This is a genomic window from Vreelandella subglaciescola (assembly GCF_900142895.1).
Lineage (GTDB): Bacteria > Pseudomonadota > Gammaproteobacteria > Pseudomonadales > Halomonadaceae > Vreelandella > Vreelandella subglaciescola.
This window is the reverse complement of the sequence record NZ_LT670847.1, coordinates 1,211,502-1,231,954: the sequence shown is the minus strand read 5'-3', so window position 1 is coordinate 1,231,954 and position 20,453 is coordinate 1,211,502. Positions and strand designations below refer to the sequence as shown.

The window sequence follows — 20,453 nt, the reverse complement described above, 5'->3', positions numbered from 1 at the left end:
GATAAAGGCATTGAGACGTAGGTCTTTCAACCATCCCTTATGTTGGTGATGGTATATGACCCTTAACCTGCCCCTCGGCTTCTACTCTGCGAGGTGATTATCCGTCGTTACCGGCTGAGCGCTACGCGCCTCAGCCCGCTGCCAACCGGTGCATCCGTTTAATGTTCCATGCCATGGTGACCAGCCGCCACTCACCGCTGACATTCTCCAGCCCTCGCAGCGAGACCTGCCGGAACCCCATCACGTGTTTAATGATCCCGAAGACCGGTTCCACGGTATGTTTACGCAACGCGTAAAGCGCTCGCCCCGCCTGTGTCTTCAAGTGGTGTGCCATTTGCTCAACAGGCTCCTTGCTCGCTGGAGTAGGCGGGTCAGCGGCAAAGCGCTCAAGGACCGGGGGATGGTGGACATCGCGCTTCATTGCTATCAGAGGCTTGATACGGTGGTCGTGGCAGGCTTGAACATTGGCAGCACTGAAGTAGCCGGTATCGGCCAGTAAGTGGTCTGGTTTTGCTAACGGTGCGGGGAGTCTCGCCAACGCCGTCAGTAGCGGCATGACCTGCTGTTTGTCGTTGGTCGCTTGGGTGACATGGGTATGAGTCACCAGCATGCTGTCAGTATCGACTGCGGCCTGGGCGTTATAGCATTGATCGAAGCCCTTGCCTGTGACCGGCATGATGCGTGACTGCGGATCAGTAAGGTTAACCTGATCTTTGTCACGCGGGCCACCTGTTGGCGGTTCAGGGTCACGTCCGCGAGGTTTCTTTCCCGTCTTCCGCTGCGCATCACGCCGTGCCACCTTTTCCTGGTAGGCCGCTTTTTCAGCGGCCTCACGCTCCTTGGCCCGAGCCTCGATCTTGGTCTTCGCTACGGCGATCGCTTCCAAGCGTGCTTCACGCCGGGCTATCTCGGCAGGAATATCCATGCCGTCGGCCGCGTCATCCTTGTCCGCCGATGCAGCCCGCTGGGTCAGCGCCTTCACCTCAGCCTTGAACTGCGCCTCCAGTTTCTTGGCATGACCATATGACAATGCCTTGTGCTTGCTGGCATTGGCGTTGAGTTTGGTGCCGTCCAAGGCGATGGTGCCGAGCGTGAGTAGCTTCATTTCTCGGGCCAGCAGCAGAACTTGAACGAACAGCTGCTCCAGTTCCGGCAGAAAACGCCGACGAAAGGTAGCCAGGGTGTCGTGATCGGGGTGGGTGTTGGCGGCCAAATAGCGAAACGCCACCGAGTCATAGGTGGCACGCTCAATCTTGCGACTGGAGACCACGCCGGTAGCGTAGCCGTAGACCAACAGGTTCAGCAGTACCGCGGGATGATGGGCCTTGGAGCCCCGGCCCGCGTAACGCCGAGTCAGGGCTGAGAGGTCCAGTTGCTCGACGACATCGACGACGAACCGCGCCAAGTGGCCATCCGGCAACCACTCGTCTACCGAAGGCGGCAGTAAGTAATCGGTCTGACGGTCCACAGGGATAAAGCGGCTCATGGCGATGTTCTCAGTTCGGGGTGACAGCGGTTAGTATCTCACGGTGCGGCGGAAAGTCCGACAGACTGCTAGGCCATTTCTTGGGAGTGAAAAGGCCACGCACCAGGGCGTGGCCTAAAAGGATGGCTACTGCGTGAGTTAGCCTTCAAGCCATTCGTTGACCATGTCCGGGTGCTCGTCCACCCACTGCTTGGCCGCCTTGTACGGGTCGTTGCCTTCTTCCTGCATCAGCATAACTTCGCCCATGTCGTCGGCGGTCCACTCGAAAGCATTCAGAATCGCGTAGGCTTCGGGCATGTCGTCTTCAAGGCCCTGACGCGCGACGGTGTTGATATGCTCGGCGCCGCCGTAGACGTTTTTCGGGTCGTCCAGGTACTTGAGATCCCAGCGGGCAAACATCCAGTGCGGCGTCCAGCCGGTGACGGCAATGCTTTCTTCATTGGCAATTGCGGATTTCAGCGCTGCGGTCATGGTGGCACCGCTGCCGCTCTGCAGGTTCAAGTCGAGATCGTATTCGTCGACGACGTTTTCAGACAGGCGCATGATGCCGGCACCCGGGTCAATACCCACGATCTGGCCGTCAAAGTCGTCGGCGTATTCGTTGAGATCGCTGATGCTGTCGGCTTCCACGTAGCTGGGCACAACGAGGCCGAGCTTGGTGCCGTCAAGGTTGGCGCCGAGGTCGTCGACCTGGTCGCCCAGTTTCTCGTTGTAGTCTTCGTGGGTGGTGGGCAGCCAGCCGGCCAGGAAGGCGTCGGTATCGCCGCTAGCAACGGATTGCCACATTACCGCGGCCGACAGCGAAGAGGTTTCGACGTTGTAGCCGGCCTGCTCAAGCACGGCTTTCATCACGTTGGTGGAGGCAACAGCGGACGCCCACTCAACGTAGGACAGCTTGACGGTGCCCTTGTCTTGGTCATCGGCTTGAACAGCGCCCGCCGTCAGGCCAGCACCGGCGAGGAGGGCCAGTGACGCCGCGCGAATGCGATAGCTCAGTAGAGATGTTGTCATAGTGTTGTCGCTCCCTGGGGATATGACGCGCGCGGTGAAGCTTGGTGAAGAGCGCACGCGTTGAGTGCTTTGTGTGACAAACGAGGAGTGTCCAAAAGCATCGGTGTACCCGAGTCGTACAGATGGCCGGTGCCTTGTTGTACTCGTGTTGTCTTGCACGCTGATATAGCTGAATACTAGTACAGCATGGCCATGAATAGACCGCGTATCAAGGCGGGCCTGATCACGCGGTTTATTCAAACAGGCCAATTTAGCGGCGCGAGCGGCGCAGCGACTGGGTCAAACGGTCGAGCAACATGGCCAGAATAACTACGGCAATGCCGGCTTCAAAGCCATCGCCCGGGCGCAAGCGCTGAATAGCGCGCCATACTTCGCTACCCAAGCCGTCGGCGCCGATCATCGCGGCGATAACCACCATGGAAAGCGCGAGCATAATGGTCTGGTTAATACCGGCCATCAGGGTCGGCAGCGAAAGCGGCAGCTGCACTTTAAACAGCTTTTGGCTGCGTGTGGCGCCGTAGGCGTCGGCAGCTTCAATCAGTTCTACCGGCACCTGGCGAATGCCAAGGGTAGTGAAGCGAATCGCCGGCGGCATGGAGAAAATCACCGTCGCGAAAATAGCCGATACCGAACCGATACCGAAAAACGGGATAGCCGGAATCAAATAGACAAACGCCGGCATGGTCTGCATGAAGTCCAAGATCGGCATACTGAGCCGGTAAAGCCGCTCGGAAAGCGCGGCGGCAATACCCACCGGCAGGGCGAAGGCCACAGCCACCAGGGTGGCGATCACCACCAGCGTCAGCGTCTCGATCATCGGATCCCAGAGCCCCAGGTTCCAGATCAGCGCCAGCCCCAGTGCGGCACCAATGCCCAGGCGATAGGACGATACGCGCCAGCACAAGAGGACAATCATGGCGAGTAGTGCCCACTGGGGTAGCCACATCAGCCCATCATTGAGGCTGTTGATACCGATTTTGGTAAAGTGCGAAATGCTCCGTGTGACGACCGAATATTCGCTGGTCAGCCAGTTAAGGCCGCCTTCGATCCATTCACCGAGAGGAATGCGTACGATGTCCATTATTGATCTCCTGCCCGTGCAAGTTCATCCAGAACGGCGCCTTTCACCACCACGCCGAGAAGGCGTTGTTCGTCGTCTTCCACGGCGATGGGGAAGCCTTTTTCGCTGAACATGGCAAACAGGTTTTGCAGTGGCTCATCCGGCTTAACGCGGCGGAAATCCTGGGTCATATAGTCAAGGACAGTGGTAGCGCCTTGATCAGCGGCCTCTTTTGCAGCGTCGACTTCAAGCAACCCCAGCAGTTTGCGGTCGCGGCTGAGCACATAAATGGAATCGATGCTGTTTTCGCGCATCTTGTGCATCACGGTGCGCGGGCCGTCGCTTTCGCGTGCGGTAGAGCGCACCGGGCGCATGGCGCTTTCTGCGGTGAGAATACGCGACATGTCTACGCCTTCGATAAAGCGGCGCACGTAGTCGTCAGCGGGGTTGGTGAGGATGTCTTCGGGCGTGCCGATCTGGACAATCTCACCATCCTTTAGCAGCACGATGCGATCGCCAATGTTGAGCGCTTCGTCGAGGTCGTGGGTGATGAACACCGTGGTTTTCTGGGTTTCGGCCTGCAGCTGAGTCAGTTCCTGCTGCATTTCCTTGCGGATCAGCGGATCCAGCGCCGAAAAGGCTTCGTCCAGCAGCAACACGCTGGCATCGTTGGCCAGCGCCCGCGCCAAACCTACGCGCTGTTGCATGCCGCCGGAAAGCTGGTTGGGGTAGGCGTCTTCCCAGCCGTCCAACCCGACCTGAGACAGCGAGTCGCGGGCAATTTTATAGCGTTCGCTTTGACTGATGCCGCGGATTTCCAGGCCGAACTCGGCGTTTTTCTGCACCGTGCGGTGCGGGAAAAGCGCAAAGTTTTGAAAGACCATTGAGAAATGCCGGCGACGGCATTCCAGGAGCTCTTTGTCGCTCAGGGTAGGGATGTTTTCGCCATCGATGACGATTTCCCCCTCGGTGGTGTCAATCAAGCGATTCAGGCAGCGAATCAGCGTGGATTTACCCGATCCGGAAAGCCCCATGATCACCAGCAGCTCACCTTCATAGACGTCAAAGTCGATGTTGGAAAGCCCCAGGGTCTGGCCAGTCTGTTCCAGTATTGCCGGGCGCTTCAGGCCTTGATTGCGCAGTTCTAATGCCTTTTTTGGATGTTTGCCAAAGACTTTACTTAAACCGCGTACCTGAATTTTGACGTTTTGTTTCTCGTCCATCGGCGATGCCTTTTTAGTGGAAAGAAAAACACGCCCCGAAAGGAAGCATGACATCAACGAACCCAACCCGAATGCACCGGGTGAGCCGCATCCTGTCGAGAACCATAAGAAAAAGGAGCATGCGATACGTGAATAGTATTACGCTTTATTATACATACATGCCGTAACCGTGTCACAAGGCGCATTTAACGGTATTTGGCCGACAGAATATCGCGACAAGGACGGGAAGAAGAAAAATAGCAGCAAAAACGCCGCCAGAATGGCGGCGCACAAGACGTATCGAGAACAGCGGAAAAGCGCAGGGGCTTTGCGGGCACAACCTAGGTTCTGTCTGAAAAGTCATGGCTGTTATGCTGTCCCTGTTGATTGAGCAGGAGACCGCTATGGCAGGCCGTTACGAACTTTCCGATCAGCGCTGGCAAGTGATCGAAGATATTGTTTCTCCGCCGCAGGCTATGGGACGCCCACGCCGGGATGATCGCCAGATGCTCAACGGCATTCTGTGGATTCTCTGCGCCGGGGCACAGTGGCGCGACCTGCCGGAGCGTTATGGTCCGTGGAAAACCGTCTATCAGCGCTTCCGACAGTGGCGTGACGACGGCACGTTCGACCACATTCTGTCCCGCCTACATCTGCGTCTGCGTGAAGATGGCTATATGGACCTCAATACTTGGATGGTGGATTCGACGTCCATCAGAGCAACCCGGTCGGCCAGCGGTGCCGGCAAAAAGGGGGGTCAATAGAACCGCTGGATCATGCACTCGGCCGCAGTCGTGGCGGGTTGACCACGAAGATCCACCTGCTGTGTGACAGCCAGGGCGTTCCCATCACATTTTCTTTGTCTGCAGGCCAGCGCGCGGATTCGACCTACTTAACGGAGCTACTGGAGAAGGTTCGATTGCCGGGGCGTGCGGGTCGTCCTCGCAAGCGCAGCCGCTATCTTGTGGCGGACAAGGGCTACGACAGCGATGCATTACGACATTACTGCACACGTTACGGTATGCGCCCGATCATCCCCAGACGGCGCATGCATCGACGCCCGAGGCCAGGCCTGCCGCATCAGTTTGATAGACCCAAATACCGTCAGCGCAACGTGGTAGAGCGTCTGTTTGGCTGGCTCAAGGAAAAGCGTCGGCTGAATACTCGCTACGACAAGCTTGCCAGCAGTTACAGAGCGATGGTCACGCTGGCCTGCATCGAACGATGTATGAGGGTCGACTTTTCAGACAGAACCTAGGGCCTGTTGACGTTTCACATTGGGAGCCACAACAAACAGCACGCCAAGGCCACCATGCTTTCGTAGTTTCGCTTGAGCTTATCGTAGCGCGTCGCAATGGCGCGATACGGTTTCAGTCGAGCAAAGGCATTCTCAACCAGATGCCGGTAGCGATATAACCCCCTGTCCAGATTGGCATTTCCTTTTTTCGAGTTACGCCTGCGTGGAATCACCGCCGCCATGCCTTTGGCCTCGATCTGCTCACGGATACGTTCACTGTCATAGCCCTTGTCAGCCACCAGCGCATCACCTGCTGGCAAGTCGTCAATCAATGCCTGGGCTTCCGTGCTGTCGTGCACCTCACCCCCGGTTATCCTGAAGGCAATCGGTAACCCATAAGCATCCACGGTCAAGTGGATCTTGCTGGTATTGCCTGCACGACTTTTGCCGATGGCTTCTGCGTCTTCCGTGGCAGCCCCTGTGCTGTCCTGATGAGCCTTGACGTAGGAGCCATCAATGAACAGCCACTCGACATCAGGATCTTCCACCAGCGTGTTGAAAATCCTCATCAGCTTTCCACTCGCTGACCAGGCGTTAAAACGCTTGTAGACCGTATTCCAGGGGCCAAACGTCTCCGGTAGATCCCGCCACGGGCAGCCGGTGCGCATCCGATACAGGATGCCTTCCACCGTGGTACGCAAGTCAGCCTTGTCATAAATACCTTGTTGAAGCAGGATAGGTTTCAGCTTCGACCAGTGTTCATCCGTGAGCATTTGTCGGGGCATGGCAGGCTTGCAGTTTGTTGGCGTAGGAACCTTTATTCTGCGAGCTTGCCCCTATCCTGCCAATACCCCTGCCATGAAACGTCAACACGCCCTAGTATCTGGCCGACCAGCCCAACGTAAAGGTGCGGCCCTGCCCCTGATAGTCGAACAGGTATTTCGGCCCGTAAGTGGGCGAATAGAACATGGCGGCACGCTGCCCCCATACGGTGGAGTAACTTTCGTCCAGCAGGTTATCCACTCCCAGGCTGAACTTGCCGAGTCCGGTTTGCTGGCTCATGCCAAGATCAAGAGTCGTGTAGCCGTCGATTTCGTGGTCGCTGTCGTCTTCCAGATCAAACGCGTGGTTGGCCTGCAAGCGCACCGATCGCTCGTAGTTGGTCCAGCCAACAAAGGCCGTGGCTGAAGACAGCGAGGCATAGCGTGCATCGCGTTTGTCCCAGCTACCGTTGTTTTTTTGCTCCGAGCGCACCAGATGCAGCGTGCCGCCGGCTTCAAAACCGTGATCAAAGTAGCGAGTGAGCGCGCCTTCAAAACCATAGTCGCGCTTTTTCTCATCGACGACGGAAACGCTCAGGTCGTCGGCATTTTCCACGACTTTGTCCGACCATGCGTAGTAAACGGCGGCCTGCCCCGTCCAGTTGGCGTCGCGGTAGCGCATGCCCAGCTCTACCTGATCGGTCTTGATGGCCGACAGCGGGTTGGCACCCACGCTCACTCCCGGTGCCTTGCCGTAATACTTGGCGGGGTCGGGCAGCTCAAAGCCCTGGCTGTAGCGCAGCCAGGTTTGCGTGGCGCCAAAGTCGTAAAGAGCGCTGGCGTTAAGCAGGGTGGCATCGTAGTCGTTCTTGCCGCCGGGGATCAGCACGCCGGTTCGCGCACCGGTGGCGGGGTTGTAGCGGCGCTTGGTGAAGTCGTCCACGTCGACGTCCATGTGTTGCTGGCGCACGCCGGCGGCAAGCTTGAGCGCGTCGGTGGCCTGCCAGTCGCCCTGAACAAAGCCTGACAGGCCGTCGACCGAATAGCCGGGGTAGCGCTCTTCGGTACGCGACTCGGCCTGCACCAGCCCGCCGCTGGCATCGGAAGAGGGTAGGTCGAAAAACATCTGATCGGCGTCGAAAGTTTCGCGATCCACGTCCACGCCGTAGGTCAGGCTGACGCTATCGGTCAGGTCGGCGTCAAATAGTGCCTTGATGCCGCTGACGTCGGTATTTTGCTTGGATGCGGCAAACTCAATGCCGTAACGCCCTTGGCTGGGCAACGGGCGCGTATACGGAAAGGCCTGAAAACTGGCTTCTTCTTCGCGGTGAAACGCTTGCAGATAAAAGTTCTGCCCCAGCAAGTTGCCGTTGTGGTACTGGGCGTTGAGCATTTTGCGGTCCGTCGCCGGATCGCGATCCGAGGCGTAGCCGTCACGAATCTCGGCATCGCCAAGGCTGGGCTGTGGCGCCTTGTCGATGTTGGGGAAATACACGCCGCGATTCCCTTCGTAGCCCGAGCGATACACCTGCGCGCCCAGTTCCAGCGTTTGCTCGTCGGCCAGCTGAAAGGTCAGGTTGCCGGTAACGTCGATACGGCGGTTGTCCTGCAGGTCGGTCTGGGCGATATCCGGGAAAATCTCGTCGCCGTTACCGTCATAGGTGCGGCCGTTGTCTTCATAGGCCACGCCCAGATACCCCTGCACCCGCTCGTTACCCGCACTGACCGACTGCGCCACTCGGGTTTTCAGGTCATCGCCGGCATTAAAACCGCTGGTGGTGCTGATCTGGGTATGCCAGTTGGGGCGGCCGGCTTCACCCTTATGGGTAATGATGTTGACGATACCGCCGGTAGCGCCGCCGCCGTACAGGCTGCTGGCGCCGGAAAGCACTTCGACCCGCTCGATGTTGAACGGGTCGATGGCATCAAACTGGCGCGACAAGCCCCGGGAGCTGTTCAGCGACACGCCGTTGATCAGCACCTGCACGCTGCGCCCGCGGAGGTTCTGGCCAAAGTTGGTGCGCCCTTGTGGCGCCAGATCCATACCCGGCACCAGCCGGCCAAGCGTGGTCTTGAGGTCGGCGCCGGTTTCCAGCTGCTGCTTTATCTCATCACCTTCCACGACCCACACCGCGCCGGGAATCTGGCTGATCTGCGACGGTGTGCGCGAGCCCACTACCACCATGGTGTCCTGCGCTTCTTGCGCCTGAAGGCCAAACGCAGCGGTGCCGGCAAGCATCGCTGCGCCGATGGAGAATCGTTTTTTCATGCTGGAATCCCTTGCTGGATAACGACCATGCTCTGCTCAGTGAGCGGGTTTAGTGGTTAGTCGGCGCAAAGGGTAGCGGGATCATTCGTGATAATCAATAATACTGATTATCATTAACTTTATTGGTCGCATCTTTCCAGCATGAGCAAGTTCACTCCTCGCGCTGCAGAAACGCCTCAAACGTTACGGGAATATCGCGTTTAATTTCGCCGTAGCCCAGCAGCGCGAGCACGCTGCGGCCCACCGAGTCGGCTCTGACTTCCTGACTATCAAGCGTGAGCGGCTCGGCCTGAGTCACCCGTATGGTTGCTTCATCAAGGCGAATAAAGCGCAGCTTGATCGGCGCTTGCTGCCCCTTGGCGTGAAACACGAGGGTGTCTACCAGTGTGCTGCCTACGGGCAGCGCCGCCAGGCGCTGGGTATCTACCGTTGTCGTCAGCGTGGCAAGCGTGGTGTCGGCCAGCCCTGCAAGCCAGGGCTGCAGCGTCTCGAAGCGCTCCAGCGTATCGAGCTGGTTCAAGCGCAGCGGCAGGCGTAGCGTACCGTCATCCGCCACGCGCCCGGAAAGGCCGCTTAGCTGATGCTGATGCGCGGTCTCGCCGCTAGCGGTCAGCTCGGTAATCGTCACACCCATGTGCGACTCTGACGGTATCAGCGTCCAGCTCGCCTGCGCCGGCAATGCCAGGCTCAAGCACGCTACGCCTAACGCACAGGCCAAATGGCAGGTCTTCTTCAACATACGCAAGCTCCTTATCAATTGGATCGGTCACCGGATGCTGTCTGAAAAATCGACGAGTACCGACACTTTTCAGCTGAAGTCTAGCCTCGGTTTCCCGCATCCGGTATCATACGCCTCCGCACGAGGGGCCCATAGCTCAGTTGGTTAGAGCAGAGAACTCATAATTCTTTGGTCGTAGGTTCAAGTCCTACTGGGCCCACCATTTGTCTTAATGACAGATATTCAATGACAAAACCCGCCTTGTGCGGGTTTTGTTGTTTTTGGGGCAGCCAAGGTCTGCCGGGGAAGTTGGCCATGGTGAGACACTGCCACACACCGGCCATCTGCCAACCCCCTCACCAAAACCAGCGCTTCAGGGTTTGCCGTGCCTGTTCGGCATGCTCTTCTTTGATGTGTACGGCGACGATGCCGATGGCGGCTGCCATTACGCCCAAATCATCCGTATAGCCCAGCACCGGCGTGAAGTCGGGCAGCGCATCGATGGGCGATATGAAATATCCCAGCGCGCCGTAAATGGTGGTTTTGGCCCAGGTGGGCGTATCCGGGTCCTGGGCCGCGTAGTACAGCTTCAAGGCCTGGATAATTGTGCCTTCCCCTGCCTTTTTGGCGTACTGAGAGATTTTCTTCCAGAAGCCTTCTTCCGAGTAATCCCGCTCGTGCTGCTGGATGTCGTCCGCCGTCTCGTGGCTCATGTCTTCGGCAGCGGAGGGGCCTTGCGTAGTGGAGTGGTTGCGGCGCATGGGATGTCTCCGGGTATGACAAAACGCAGATGCTGCTGACAAGGCAGCTTCAGGTCATAAGTCGCTGACTGCAAGCGGCACGGCAAATATTGGCAGGTGCGTGCGGCGGCCGCCTTTGCAGGCAGGGGATGTGCCTTGGCGTTTACTTTCTGGCAGCAGGTTTTTGACGTAAAATGCGCGGTTTTCCAGCATATTTTCCGGCGGTGGTCGTTCGTTGCCGGGATGTTTTATGCGCTGTCGCGAAGGCCTTGAATCAATCGCATGCTTGATCTTTACCCAGGCAGGGGAGGCCGGGCCTGCTTGAGGGAGTTGTTATGAAAGAGTCACCGGCCAAGCCGCCAAAGCCCGGCGCGCGTAACGTGCTGATGTTTGTGTTGCCCTCATTGCTGGGGATTTTCCTGTTCATGACGCCGGTGAGCTACCAGGGCGATCTCACCATCATGATCGCGGTGCTGGCAAAAAGCCTGCAGGCGCTGTTGGACGGCGCGCTGCCGAGCATTGTCACGGCGTTGATCGTGGTCTCGGCGGTGTTTTCGCTGCTGGTTAAGCTGCTCAGGCCAACATCGGTGCTTGAACACCCCTTTTTGAACACCCTGTTCAATATCAGCCCGGTGTGGCTTGCCAGCCGGCTGGTGGGCGCGGTGTTTGTGGTGTTGGTTTACGCGCAGGTGGGGCCCGAGCTTCTGTACGGCGCTGACACCGGCGGCCTGGTGCTCCATGACCTGTTGCCCGTACTGTTTGCGGTGTTTGTGTTTGCTGGCCTGCTGCTGCCGCTGCTGCTGGACTTTGGCCTGCTGGAGTTTATTGGCACCTTGCTCACCGGCATCATGCGGCCGGTATTTCGCCTGCCCGGGCGCTCCGCGGTGGACTGCATGGCCTCGTGGCTTGGCGACGGCAGCGTGGGCATACTGCTCACCAGCAAGCAGTACGAAAGCCATCATTATACCCAGCGCGAAGCCGCGGTGATTGGCACCACGTTTTCGGCGGTGTCGATCACCTTTAGCCTGGTGGTGCTCGCTCAGGTAAGGCTGGAGCACCTGTTCTTGCCGTTCTACTTTGCGGTGTGCCTGGCAGGCGTGGTGGCCGCTATTGTGGTGCCGCGCCTGCCGCCGCTGCGCTGGAAAAAGGACACCTTTATCAACGGCGAACCTCGCCCGGCCGGCAGCGAAGCCACCCCGGCGGGCTATTCGCGGCTAAGCCACGGCTACGCCCTGGCGCTTGCCCGGGCCAGCAGGATAGACAGCCTGGGGCTGGTGGTGCGTACCGGCGTTCACAACGCGCTGGACATGGTGCTGGGCGTGCTGCCCGTGGTCATGGCGTTTGGCACCACGGCGCTGATCATCGCCGAAACCACGCCGCTGTTTGGCTGGCTTGGGCTGCCGTTTGTGCCGCTGCTGGAATGGCTGGGCATCCCCGAGGCCGCCGCCGCTTCGCAAACCATGGTGGTAGGCTTTGCCGACATGTTTATTCCGGCGATTTTGGCAAGCTCCATCGAAAGCGAGATGACGCGGTTTGTGATTGCCGCGCTCTCCGTCACCCAGCTGATCTATATGTCGGAAGTGGGTGCCTTGCTGCTGGGCAGCAAGGTGCCGGTCAACGTGGTTGAGCTGTTCGTGATTTTTCTGCTGCGTACCCTGGTCACTCTGCCGGTGATCGCGCTGGTGGCGCATATGGTGTTTTAGGCGCCGGGGCCGGGCGCTGCCGCTCACCATGAATGAAACTAATATTGACCATGAGTATCTCCAGTTTGCCTTGTGCACGGCCGGGCTGGATACTCCTTCCCATTGTTACAGCCGTGGCGCACCCCGCCGAGCGCTGGCCCGCTACATCGCGCCGCAGGGCTGCTCCACAGACAGTTGCCCTGGATTCATGTTTCAGGCACCAGGATGGTCATTTCCCATGAGCAAAGATTTCGCATTTTCGATCAAGAGTATCCGCTTCGATGAAAACTATCGGCCGGCGGACGCTACCCGCATCACCACCAATTTTGCCAATCTGGCCAGAGGGGAGGTGCGTGAAGAAAATTTGCGCAATACCCTGAAGATGATCGACAACCGCTTCAACGCCCTGGCGAATTGGGATAACCCCAACGGCGACCGCTACGCCGTGGAGCTGAATATCATTTCGGCGGAAATGGCCGTGGACGAAACCGCCGAAGACAGCGACCTGCCGCTGATCGAGATTTTGAAAGTCGATATTCTCGACAGGGAAAACGGCGAGCGCATCGAGGGGATTACGGGCAATAATTTTTCTTCCTACGTGCGGGATTACGACTTCAGCGTGGTGCTGAAAGAGCACAACGAAGGCCGGGACTCCTTCAGCGTCCCGAGTGATTTTGGCGTGCTGCACGGCCGTCTGTTCAAGGCCTTTTTGAACTCTGATGCGTACAAGGAGAACTTTAACAAGCCGCCGGTGATCTGCATCAGCGTATCCAGCACCAAGACCTACTACCGCACGGACAATGTCCACCCGGTGCTGGGCGTGGAGTACCGCCAAGAAGAAGACTCCCTGACCGATGCGTACTTCAACGAGATGGGCATGCGGGTGCGGTATTTCATGCCGCCGGGCAGCGTTGCGCCGTTGGCGTTCTATTTCACCGGCGACCTGCTCAGCGACTACACCAGTCTTGAGCTGATCAGCACCATCAGCACCATGGATTCCTTCCAGAAGATCTATCGTCCGGAAATCTACAACGCCAACTCGGCGGCAGAAGCCGTCTACCAGCCGAGCCTGGAGGCACCGGACTATTCGCTGACTCGTATCGTTTATGACCGGGAAGAGCGCAGCCGGCTGGCGACCGAACAGGGCAAGTTTGTTGAAGAAAACTTCATCAAGCCGTATCGGCATGTTCTTGAGCAGTGGTCGGCAAGCGTTGCTCTTTGAACCTTGAGTTCAGTACCCATTCATCACGAGGTCTTCCATCATGGCAAAACTGTTACCCACGTCGACCGCCGGCAGCCTGCCCAAACCGTCCTGGCTTGCGCAGCCGGAGGTGCTGTGGTCCCCCTGGAAACTGCAGGATGAAGCGCTGGTAGAAGGCAAGCAGGACGCCCTGCGCCTGGCGCTGCACGAACAGCAGCACGCGGGTATCGACATCGTCAGCGACGGCGAGCAGTCGCGCCAGCACTTTGTCACCACCTTTATCGAGCATCTCAACGGCGTCGACTTCGATAAGCGCGAAACCGTCAGAATCCGCAACCGCTACGATGCCAGCGTCCCGTCAGTGGTGGGTGAGGTATCCCGGCAAAAGTCCGTGTTTGTGGAAGACGCCAAGGTTTTACGCGGGCAAACCGACCAGCCGATCAAATGGGCGCTGCCCGGCCCCATGACCATGATCGACACCCTGTACGACGGCCACTATAAAAGCCGTGAGAAGCTGGCGTGGGAGTTTGCCAAGGCGCTCAACGAAGAAGCCCGCGAGCTGGAAGCGGCGGGCGTGGATATTATCCAGTTCGACGAGCCGGCGTTTAACGTCTTCTTTGATGAGGTGAACGACTGGGGGATCGCTACCCTGGAAAAAGCCATTGAAGGCCTGAAGTGCGAAACCGCCGTCCACATCTGCTACGGCTACGGCATCAAGGCCAATACGGATTGGAAAAAATCCCTCGGCTCCGAGTGGCGTCAGTACGAAGAAGTGTTCCCCAAGCTGCAAAAATCCGGCATCGATATCGTCTCGCTGGAATGCCAGAACTCCCACGTGCCCATGGAGCTGATTGAGCTTATCCGCGGCAAGAAGGTGATGGTCGGCGCGATTGACGTGGCCACCCAAGACATCGAAACGCCGGAAGAAGTCGCCAATACGCTGCGCAAGGCGCTTCAATTTGTCGACGCCGAGAACCTCTATCCCACCACCAACTGCGGCATGGCCCCGCTGCCGCGCCACGTGGCCCGCGCCAAGCAGCAAGCGTTGAGTGCCGGTGCGGAGATCGTCAGAAAGGAGCTTGCCGGCTAAGCCAGCTCCAGACTCTTCAGGGCGGGTGCAGAGCCCTTGCCCTGCACCCGCCCCCGGCGCTGTGTATCATGTAGCCCTTTTGTCATTTTTGCGCGGCCACCACGGCCGCGCGGCAGGCACGGTAAAGGGGAAGGCACGGTGAATACGGAAGACCACTCTCAGCTGGCGGCGTTTATCTGGTCCGTGGCGGACCTTTTGCGCGGTGATTTCAAGCAGTCCCAATACGGCCGCGTGATTCTTCCGCTGACGCTGCTGCGTCGTCTGGAATGCATACTCGAACCCTCTAAAGACAAAGTGCTCAGCGCCGCCCAAGCCCATCAAAACAAACCCGATACGGTGCGCGACCAGCTGTTGCTGCGCGAGGCCGGTCAGCCTTTCTTCAACGCCTCGCCGCTGACGCTGGGCACGCTGTCTCCGACCCAAACCGCCGACGACCTGATGAGCTACGTGCGCTCGTTCAGTGCGGATGCGCGCGAAATCTTCGAGCACTTCGAGTTCGACAACTACGTCCAGCAGCTCGACGCCGCCAACCTGCTGTATCAGGTGGTGCAAAGCTTCGCCGCCACCGACCTAAGCCCCGAGCGGCTGTCCAACTACGGCATGGGGCTGGTGTTTGAAGAGCTGATCCGCAAGTTTGCCGAAAGCTCCAACGAGACCGCGGGGGAGCACTTCACCCCGCGCGACGTGGTCCACCTGACCACCTCGCTGGTGCTCACCGGGCAGGACGACAAGCTCAAAAGCGGCGGCATCGTCACCGTGTATGACCCTACCGCGGGCACCGGCGGCTTTTTGTCCGAAAGCGACGCCTACATGCAGCAGATCAGCGGCGGCATGAGCGTCTCGCTCCACGGCCAGGAGCTTAACCCCGAGTCCTACGCTATCTGCAAGGCCGACATGCTGATCAAGGGGCAGGCGGTCCAGCGCATCAAGCTGGGCAACACGCTGTCTGACGACCAGCTGGCGGGTCAGCCGTTTGATTTCATGCTGTCCAACCCGCCGTTCGGCGTGGACTGGAAGAAGGTCCAGAAAGGCGTGGTCGACGAGCACAAGCATAGAGGCTATGACGGCCGCTTTGGCCCGGGTCTGCCGCGCGTCTCCGACGGCTCGCTGCTGTTTCTCATGCACCTGGTGAGCAAGATGCGCCCCCGGCAAGAGGGCGGCTCGCGCATTGGCATCATCCTCAACGGCTCGCCGCTGTTTACCGGCGGCGCGGGCAGCGGCGAGTCAGAAATCCGCCGCTATCTGCTGCAGCACGATATGGTCGAGGCTATTGTCGGCCTGCCTACGGACCTGTTCTACAACACCGGCATTGCCACCTACATCTGGGTGCTTTCGAATAACAAACCTGCCGCGCGCCGGGGCAAGGTGCAGCTGATCGACGCCACCGCCCGGGGCAGCAAAATGCGCAAGTCGCTGGGCAGTAAGCGCCACTTTATCGCCGAGCGCGACCTCGATGAGATCGTGCGCCTCTACGGCACCTGTCAAGAAAGCGAAGAGAGCAAGCTGTTCCCGGTGGAAGCCTTCGGCTACCGCCGCATTACTGTGGAGCGCCCGTTGCGCTTGAGCTTTCAGGCAAGCGCCGAGCGCCTGGCGCGGCTTGACGAGCAAAAGCCCGTGCAAAAGCTTGCTGATCCCGAACGCAACGCGCTAACCGCCTGTGCAAGCCTGAATGATGCGCAAGTGTTCACCAACCGCGAGGCGTTTCTCAAGGCACTAAAGGCCGCCTTTGCCGAACACCTGCCGGCCGGCATGAAAGTCGGCGCGCCGCTGCAAAAGGCCGTGCTTGCCGCCCTTGGCGAGCGCGACCCCGAGGCCGACATCTGCCGCGACAAACAGGGCAACCCCGAACCCGACACCGGCCTGCGCGACCACGAAAACGTACCGCTGGGCGAGTCAGTGTTTGATTACTTCGAGCGCGAAGTGAAGCCCCACGTACCCGATGCCTGGATCGACGAAGACAAGCGCGACGCGTTGGACGAGCGCCTCGGCATCGTCGGCTTCGAGATCCCGTTCAACCGCCACTTCTACATCTTCGAGCCCCCGCGCCCGCTGGAAGCTATCGACGCCGACCTCAAAGCCTGCACCGACCGCATCAAGCAGATGATCGAGGAGATGGCGGTATGATGTCTACTGGCCACGTAAAATACGTATTGACAATGAAAGGGCTGTGCCCCAATATCCCGGCTAACACACCCGCCATGCCTCTCGATGAAGCACACTTTGGCGGGTTTTTTGTGTCTGGAGGTCGTGCATGAGCGATTTCCACAAGCCTGCGCACAGCATTGAAGAGCAAGTCACGACGCTACGCAGCCGTGGCCTAGCAATGCCCGACGAGGCTCGGGTGCGTCACTACTTGGCCAATATCAGTTATTTTCGCCTTTCAGCCTACACGCGCCCTTTCTACCAGCCAGGGCTCCAGGAGCATCGTTTTTTGGAGGGCACTTCTTTCGATGATGTGCTGAGGCTCTATGTCTTTGATCGAGAACTTCGCTTGCTGCTGCTTGATGCCATCGAACGGCTTGAGGTCGCACTGCGCGCCCAGTTGACTAATACTTTAGCGGAGCACCATGGCCCTCACGGCTACCTGAATCCGGACATCTTTGACACCCGATACAACCATGGATGGCTGTTGGAGAAGCTGGAGAACGCGGCCAAGGGGCGAGAGACCGAGACCTTTCTAGCGCACTATCGCAAGAAGTACCGTGAAGCCCCAAATCAGCCGCCGATCTGGATGGCGGTGGAATTATTGACTTTCAAGGAGGTCTCGACGCTAGTGGCGAAACTGCGGCTGCCCGAGGATACCCAGCGCCTTGAGGGACATTTTGGCTGGAAGATGCCGGTACTAAGATCCTGGTTTCGAAGCTTGTCCGACCTGCGCAACGTTTGCGCGCATCATGGCCGCGTATGGAACCGTGAATTTGGTAGTCGCCCCGAGATGCCGAGAAAGATCCCGGCCGATTGGCCGAGTATTCCAGACAATATCGAGACTGGGGCTCAACAATATCCTAAGCAGCGCCTTAATCCGAAAAGACGCCTGTATCTACAGCTCGTGGTGATTGAATCGCTGATGCAAGTCGTATCGCCTGCTAGCCAGTGGGCCGAGCGGCTGGTGATACTTCTGGATCGTTATCCTCAGTTCTCACGTCCGCACATGGGTTTCCCTGGCCATTGGGACACGGAGCTTTTTTGGCGAGAAGCAGTAATGAGCGCAAGGGAGGGGGCAAAAATATGAGTTTTACAGGATACCCCGAGTACAAAGACTCCGGTGTCGAGTGGCTGGGCGCGGTGCCGGTGCATTGGCAAGTTCAACCGCTTAAGCGGCAATGCAATGTTATGCCGAGTAATGTTGATAAGAAGTCGGTAGAAGGGGAACGGACAGTCCTGCTGTGTAACTATACTGATGTATATTACCATAGTGAAATCGTCCAAGGTATGTGCTTCATGAAAGCCACAGCCTCAGAAGGACAGATTGAAAAATTTTCCCTTCAGAAAGGCGATGTTATTTTCACTAAAGACTCTGAATCATCAGACGACATAGCTATTGCTGCACATGTCCCCGAAACGCTTCCTGGGGTAGTATGTGGTTATCATTTGTCCATTGTTAGACCCCACTTTTCTATCTTTGGTCAGTTTTTGAAGCATTATTTTGATTCTGCTTCTGCCAAGTTTTACTTCAACATTTCTGCAAACGGTTTAACACGTGTAGGCCTCGGTCAGTATGCGTCAGACAATTTGCCAATCCCTTTGCCTCCCTTAGAAGAGCAAGGGCGTATCGCCGCCTTCCTCGACCACGAAACCGCCCGCATCGACGCGCTGATCGCCGAGCAGCAGCGCCTGATCAAGCTGCTCAAGGAAAAGCGCCAGGCGGTGATTTCCCACGCCGTGACCAAAGGCCTCGACCCCGACGCACCGATGAAAGACTCCGGCGTGGAATGGCTGGGTGACGTGCCGGCGCATTGGGAGGTGAAGCCGCTGAAGCGAGCTATTAACTCGGTGGAGTCGGGTACAAGTGTCAACGCGGCTGATGTTCCAGCAGCTCAAGGTGAGTTAGGCGTGCTGAAGACCAGTTGCGTTTATAAGGGATGGTTTGATTGGCGTGAAAATAAAACGGTTAATCGAGAGGACTTAGGACGGGTCTCTTGCCCGGTGCGTGAAAATACACTGATTGTTAGCAGGATGAACACACCCGATTTAGTTGGGTCTGCTGGTCTGGTGCTTGATGCCCCAGCTGGTATTTATCTGCCAGATAGATTATGGCAGGTTTCGTTAGAGGAAATGTATAGCTCCAAATACTATTACTTTTTCACACGCACGCCCGCTTATCCCGCCTTATTCACCGGGCTGAGACAGAAAAGAAGATGGCGAGCAGTTTCTCTTGTAGAATCAATATGTTCCTAACCGAACTTGACTCAAGAGGACCACTCGCCATGGGTGAAAGCCTATCCCCCTGGACCCCGTCATGCAACGGGTCCATCCGCGTCGAGCTCAGCGGCCATCGCACCACCAGCGACAGCGGTGCTTTGCTGTTGCGTGAAGCCCTCGACAACAGCGGCATGATCGATGCGCTGGACGACCATCTGGTCGATCATCGCGACCCGGATCGCGTCCGCCACTCGTTAGCCAGCCAGCTGCGTACCCTGGTGCTGCAGCGTTCGATGGGCTGGATCGACCTCAGCGATACCGACACGCTCCGCCGTGACCCGCTCTGGCAGCTAGCCTGCAGTGATGCCCGCGGGACAACGCCGTTGGCTCAGGACCGGCCATCTCAAGCGACGCTGTCGCGGCTGCTGACGTGCCTGGGCCGCGACGACAATATCGATACCGTGCATGAGGGCCTGCTGCGGCTGGCGGTCTGGCGACTGACCTCGCTGAACGGCGGCGAACGCCCCGAGCATCTGACGCTGGACATCGACGGCTTGCCGATCGACGTTCACGGCCACCAGGGCGGTTCGGCGTTTCATGGACTTTACGGGGCCAGAATCTACTCGCCTTTGGTGGCCTCGCTGGCAGAGACCGGCGACATGGTGGGCGGCCTGCTGCGTGAAGGTAACGCCGGCCCAGCCGAGAATGCCGATACCTGGATCCCACATCTGGTGCGGCGACTCAACGAGAGCACCGGGGCCAAGGTCAAGGTGCGCATCGACGCCGGCTTCACCGACAACGACACGCTTGAGGCGCTGGAAGATCGCGACATCGAGTATCTGGGCCGGTTGCGCAGTCATACGGGCCTGCAGACACTGGCAGCGCCACATCTGAAGCGGCCACGCGGCCGGCCCCCCGAGCAACCTCGGGAATGGTGCCATGACCTGGCGTACCAAGCCGGTACCTGGCCGGCGCCGCGGCGCGTGGTGCTGGTGGTACAAGAGCGGCCCGATGATCTGCTGCTGCATGCCTTCTTTTTGGTCACCAATCTCGGCAAGTTCGACTGGCCGCCGGAAAAGGTCCTGGCGCTTTATCGCAAGCGCGGCAGCGCCGAAGCCCACATGGGCGAGGTGAAGTCGTCGCTCGATATGCATCTCTCCTCGACTGATCGCGGTGTCTCCACCGTCCAGGACGTCATGGCCCGCAACGAGGTAAACCTGCTGCTGACTCTCTGCGCTTATCAGGTGCTACACGGGCTGCGTTGCCTGTTGGAACGACAGACCCGGCAGGGCTGGAGCCTGAAGCGGATGCGCGAGCAGGTGCTCAAGGTGGCCGCCACGCTGACAGTGCACGCCCGGCGCATCACCGTGCACCTCGGCGATGCCGCCGATAAATGGTGGCCATCTTTACTGAAAGGGTTGCCGCGGCTGACGGCATTGACCTGACACGTCGCATTACTCAGCCTTTTCCAGCAGACAAAACGGCCACTATGGAGGCCGACGACCACGGCTGCGCCGTCACTCGAAACCAATGAACTTCAGTTATAAATATCACGGCATTGATACGATAAAGCTATGTGCTAATCGGCTACTCAGCGACCGTATGACATAAAAGCCGGTCGGTCCCGGTCACCA

The 20,453-nt window shown here is 58.4% G+C and carries 16 protein-coding genes and 1 tRNA gene; 9 read left to right on the top strand and 8 right to left on the bottom strand.

Features of this window, described 5'->3' with window-relative positions:
• Positions 1-130 precede the first annotated feature (130 nt).
• The 4 genes from B5495_RS05690 to B5495_RS05675 form a co-directional block, all read right to left on the bottom strand.
• Positions 131-1,486 carry an IS1182 family transposase gene (locus B5495_RS05690; RefSeq protein ID WP_079551616.1) on the bottom strand — a complete coding sequence of 452 codons (1,356 nt, stop codon included), beginning with the start codon at positions 1,484-1,486 and terminating at the stop codon, positions 131-133.
• Positions 1,487-1,624: 138 nt separating this feature from the next.
• Positions 1,625-2,497, bottom strand: a complete 873-nt coding sequence (locus B5495_RS05685; protein ID WP_079552033.1) for a glycine betaine ABC transporter substrate-binding protein — start codon at positions 2,495-2,497, stop codon at positions 1,625-1,627.
• Positions 2,498-2,747: 250 nt separating this feature from the next.
• On the bottom strand, positions 2,748-3,578 hold the full coding sequence (locus tag B5495_RS05680; RefSeq protein ID WP_079552031.1) for an ABC transporter permease: 831 nt from the start codon (positions 3,576-3,578) through the stop codon (positions 2,748-2,750).
• Positions 3,578-4,780 (bottom strand): quaternary amine ABC transporter ATP-binding protein, encoded by a 1,203-nt coding sequence (locus B5495_RS05675; protein ID WP_079552029.1) that lies wholly within the window; start codon positions 4,778-4,780, stop codon positions 3,578-3,580. The genes B5495_RS05680 and B5495_RS05675 overlap by 1 nt, the downstream gene beginning before the upstream one ends.
• 383 nt (positions 4,781-5,163) lie before the next feature.
• Here B5495_RS05675 and B5495_RS05670 point away from each other — a divergent pair.
• A protein-coding gene (locus B5495_RS05670; protein WP_154045165.1) for an IS5 family transposase occupies positions 5,164-6,017 on the top strand; the annotation gives its coding sequence in 2 pieces (ribosomal slippage) (positions 5,164-5,521 and positions 5,521-6,017; 855 coding nt in all).
• A gap of 14 nt (positions 6,018-6,031) precedes the next feature.
• Here B5495_RS05670 and B5495_RS05665 read toward each other — a convergent pair.
• The 3 genes from B5495_RS05665 to B5495_RS05655 form a co-directional block, all read right to left on the bottom strand.
• Positions 6,032-6,781 (bottom strand): IS5 family transposase, encoded by a 750-nt coding sequence (locus B5495_RS05665; RefSeq protein WP_079550575.1) that lies wholly within the window; start codon positions 6,779-6,781, stop codon positions 6,032-6,034.
• Between the two features lie 91 nt (positions 6,782-6,872).
• Entirely contained in the window at positions 6,873-9,026 is a 2,154-nt protein-coding gene (locus B5495_RS05660) for a TonB-dependent receptor (protein WP_079552027.1), read from the bottom strand.
• A gap of 151 nt (positions 9,027-9,177) precedes the next feature.
• A complete protein-coding gene (locus tag B5495_RS05655; protein ID WP_079552025.1) occupies positions 9,178-9,765 on the bottom strand; it encodes a hypothetical protein in 588 nt (195 codons plus the stop codon).
• A gap of 125 nt (positions 9,766-9,890) precedes the next feature.
• Here B5495_RS05655 and B5495_RS05650 point away from each other — a divergent pair.
• Positions 9,891-9,967 (top strand) — tRNA-Ile (locus B5495_RS05650).
• Positions 9,968-10,100: 133 nt separating this feature from the next.
• Here the strand turns inward: B5495_RS05650 and B5495_RS05645 are convergent.
• Entirely contained in the window at positions 10,101-10,505 is a 405-nt protein-coding gene (locus B5495_RS05645) for a YkvA family protein (RefSeq protein ID WP_231897236.1), read from the bottom strand.
• Between the two features lie 314 nt (positions 10,506-10,819).
• Here B5495_RS05645 and B5495_RS05640 point away from each other — a divergent pair, with 314 nt between their 5' ends.
• The 7 genes from B5495_RS05640 to B5495_RS05610 all read left to right on the top strand — a co-directional run bounded on the left by B5495_RS05640 (position 10,820) and on the right by B5495_RS05610 (position 20,264).
• On the top strand, positions 10,820-12,187 hold the full coding sequence (locus tag B5495_RS05640) for a YjiH family protein (protein WP_079552024.1): 1,368 nt from the start codon (positions 10,820-10,822) through the stop codon (positions 12,185-12,187).
• Between the two features lie 217 nt (positions 12,188-12,404).
• Entirely contained in the window at positions 12,405-13,388 is a 984-nt protein-coding gene (locus tag B5495_RS05635) for a DUF1852 domain-containing protein (RefSeq protein WP_079552022.1), read from the top strand.
• Between the two features lie 40 nt (positions 13,389-13,428).
• Positions 13,429-14,457 carry a methionine synthase gene (locus B5495_RS05630; RefSeq protein WP_079552020.1) on the top strand — a complete coding sequence of 343 codons (1,029 nt, stop codon included), beginning with the start codon at positions 13,429-13,431 and terminating at the stop codon, positions 14,455-14,457.
• A gap of 138 nt (positions 14,458-14,595) precedes the next feature.
• A complete protein-coding gene (locus B5495_RS05625; RefSeq protein ID WP_079552018.1) occupies positions 14,596-16,581 on the top strand; it encodes a type I restriction-modification system subunit M in 1,986 nt (661 codons plus the stop codon).
• Positions 16,582-16,708: 127 nt separating this feature from the next.
• Positions 16,709-17,689 carry an Abi family protein gene (locus B5495_RS05620; RefSeq protein WP_197685643.1) on the top strand — a complete coding sequence of 327 codons (981 nt, stop codon included), beginning with the start codon at positions 16,709-16,711 and terminating at the stop codon, positions 17,687-17,689.
• Positions 17,686-18,855: a restriction endonuclease subunit S gene (locus tag B5495_RS05615; protein ID WP_079552016.1), complete on the top strand. Its 1,170-nt coding sequence runs from the start codon at positions 17,686-17,688 to the stop codon at positions 18,853-18,855. The genes B5495_RS05620 and B5495_RS05615 overlap by 4 nt, the downstream gene beginning before the upstream one ends.
• Complete coding sequence (locus B5495_RS05610) at positions 18,846-20,264, top strand: IS1380 family transposase (protein WP_079550466.1); 1,419 nt, start codon at positions 18,846-18,848, stop codon at positions 20,262-20,264. Before B5495_RS05615 ends, B5495_RS05610 begins: the two co-directional genes overlap by 10 nt.
• Positions 20,265-20,453 lie beyond the last annotated feature (189 nt).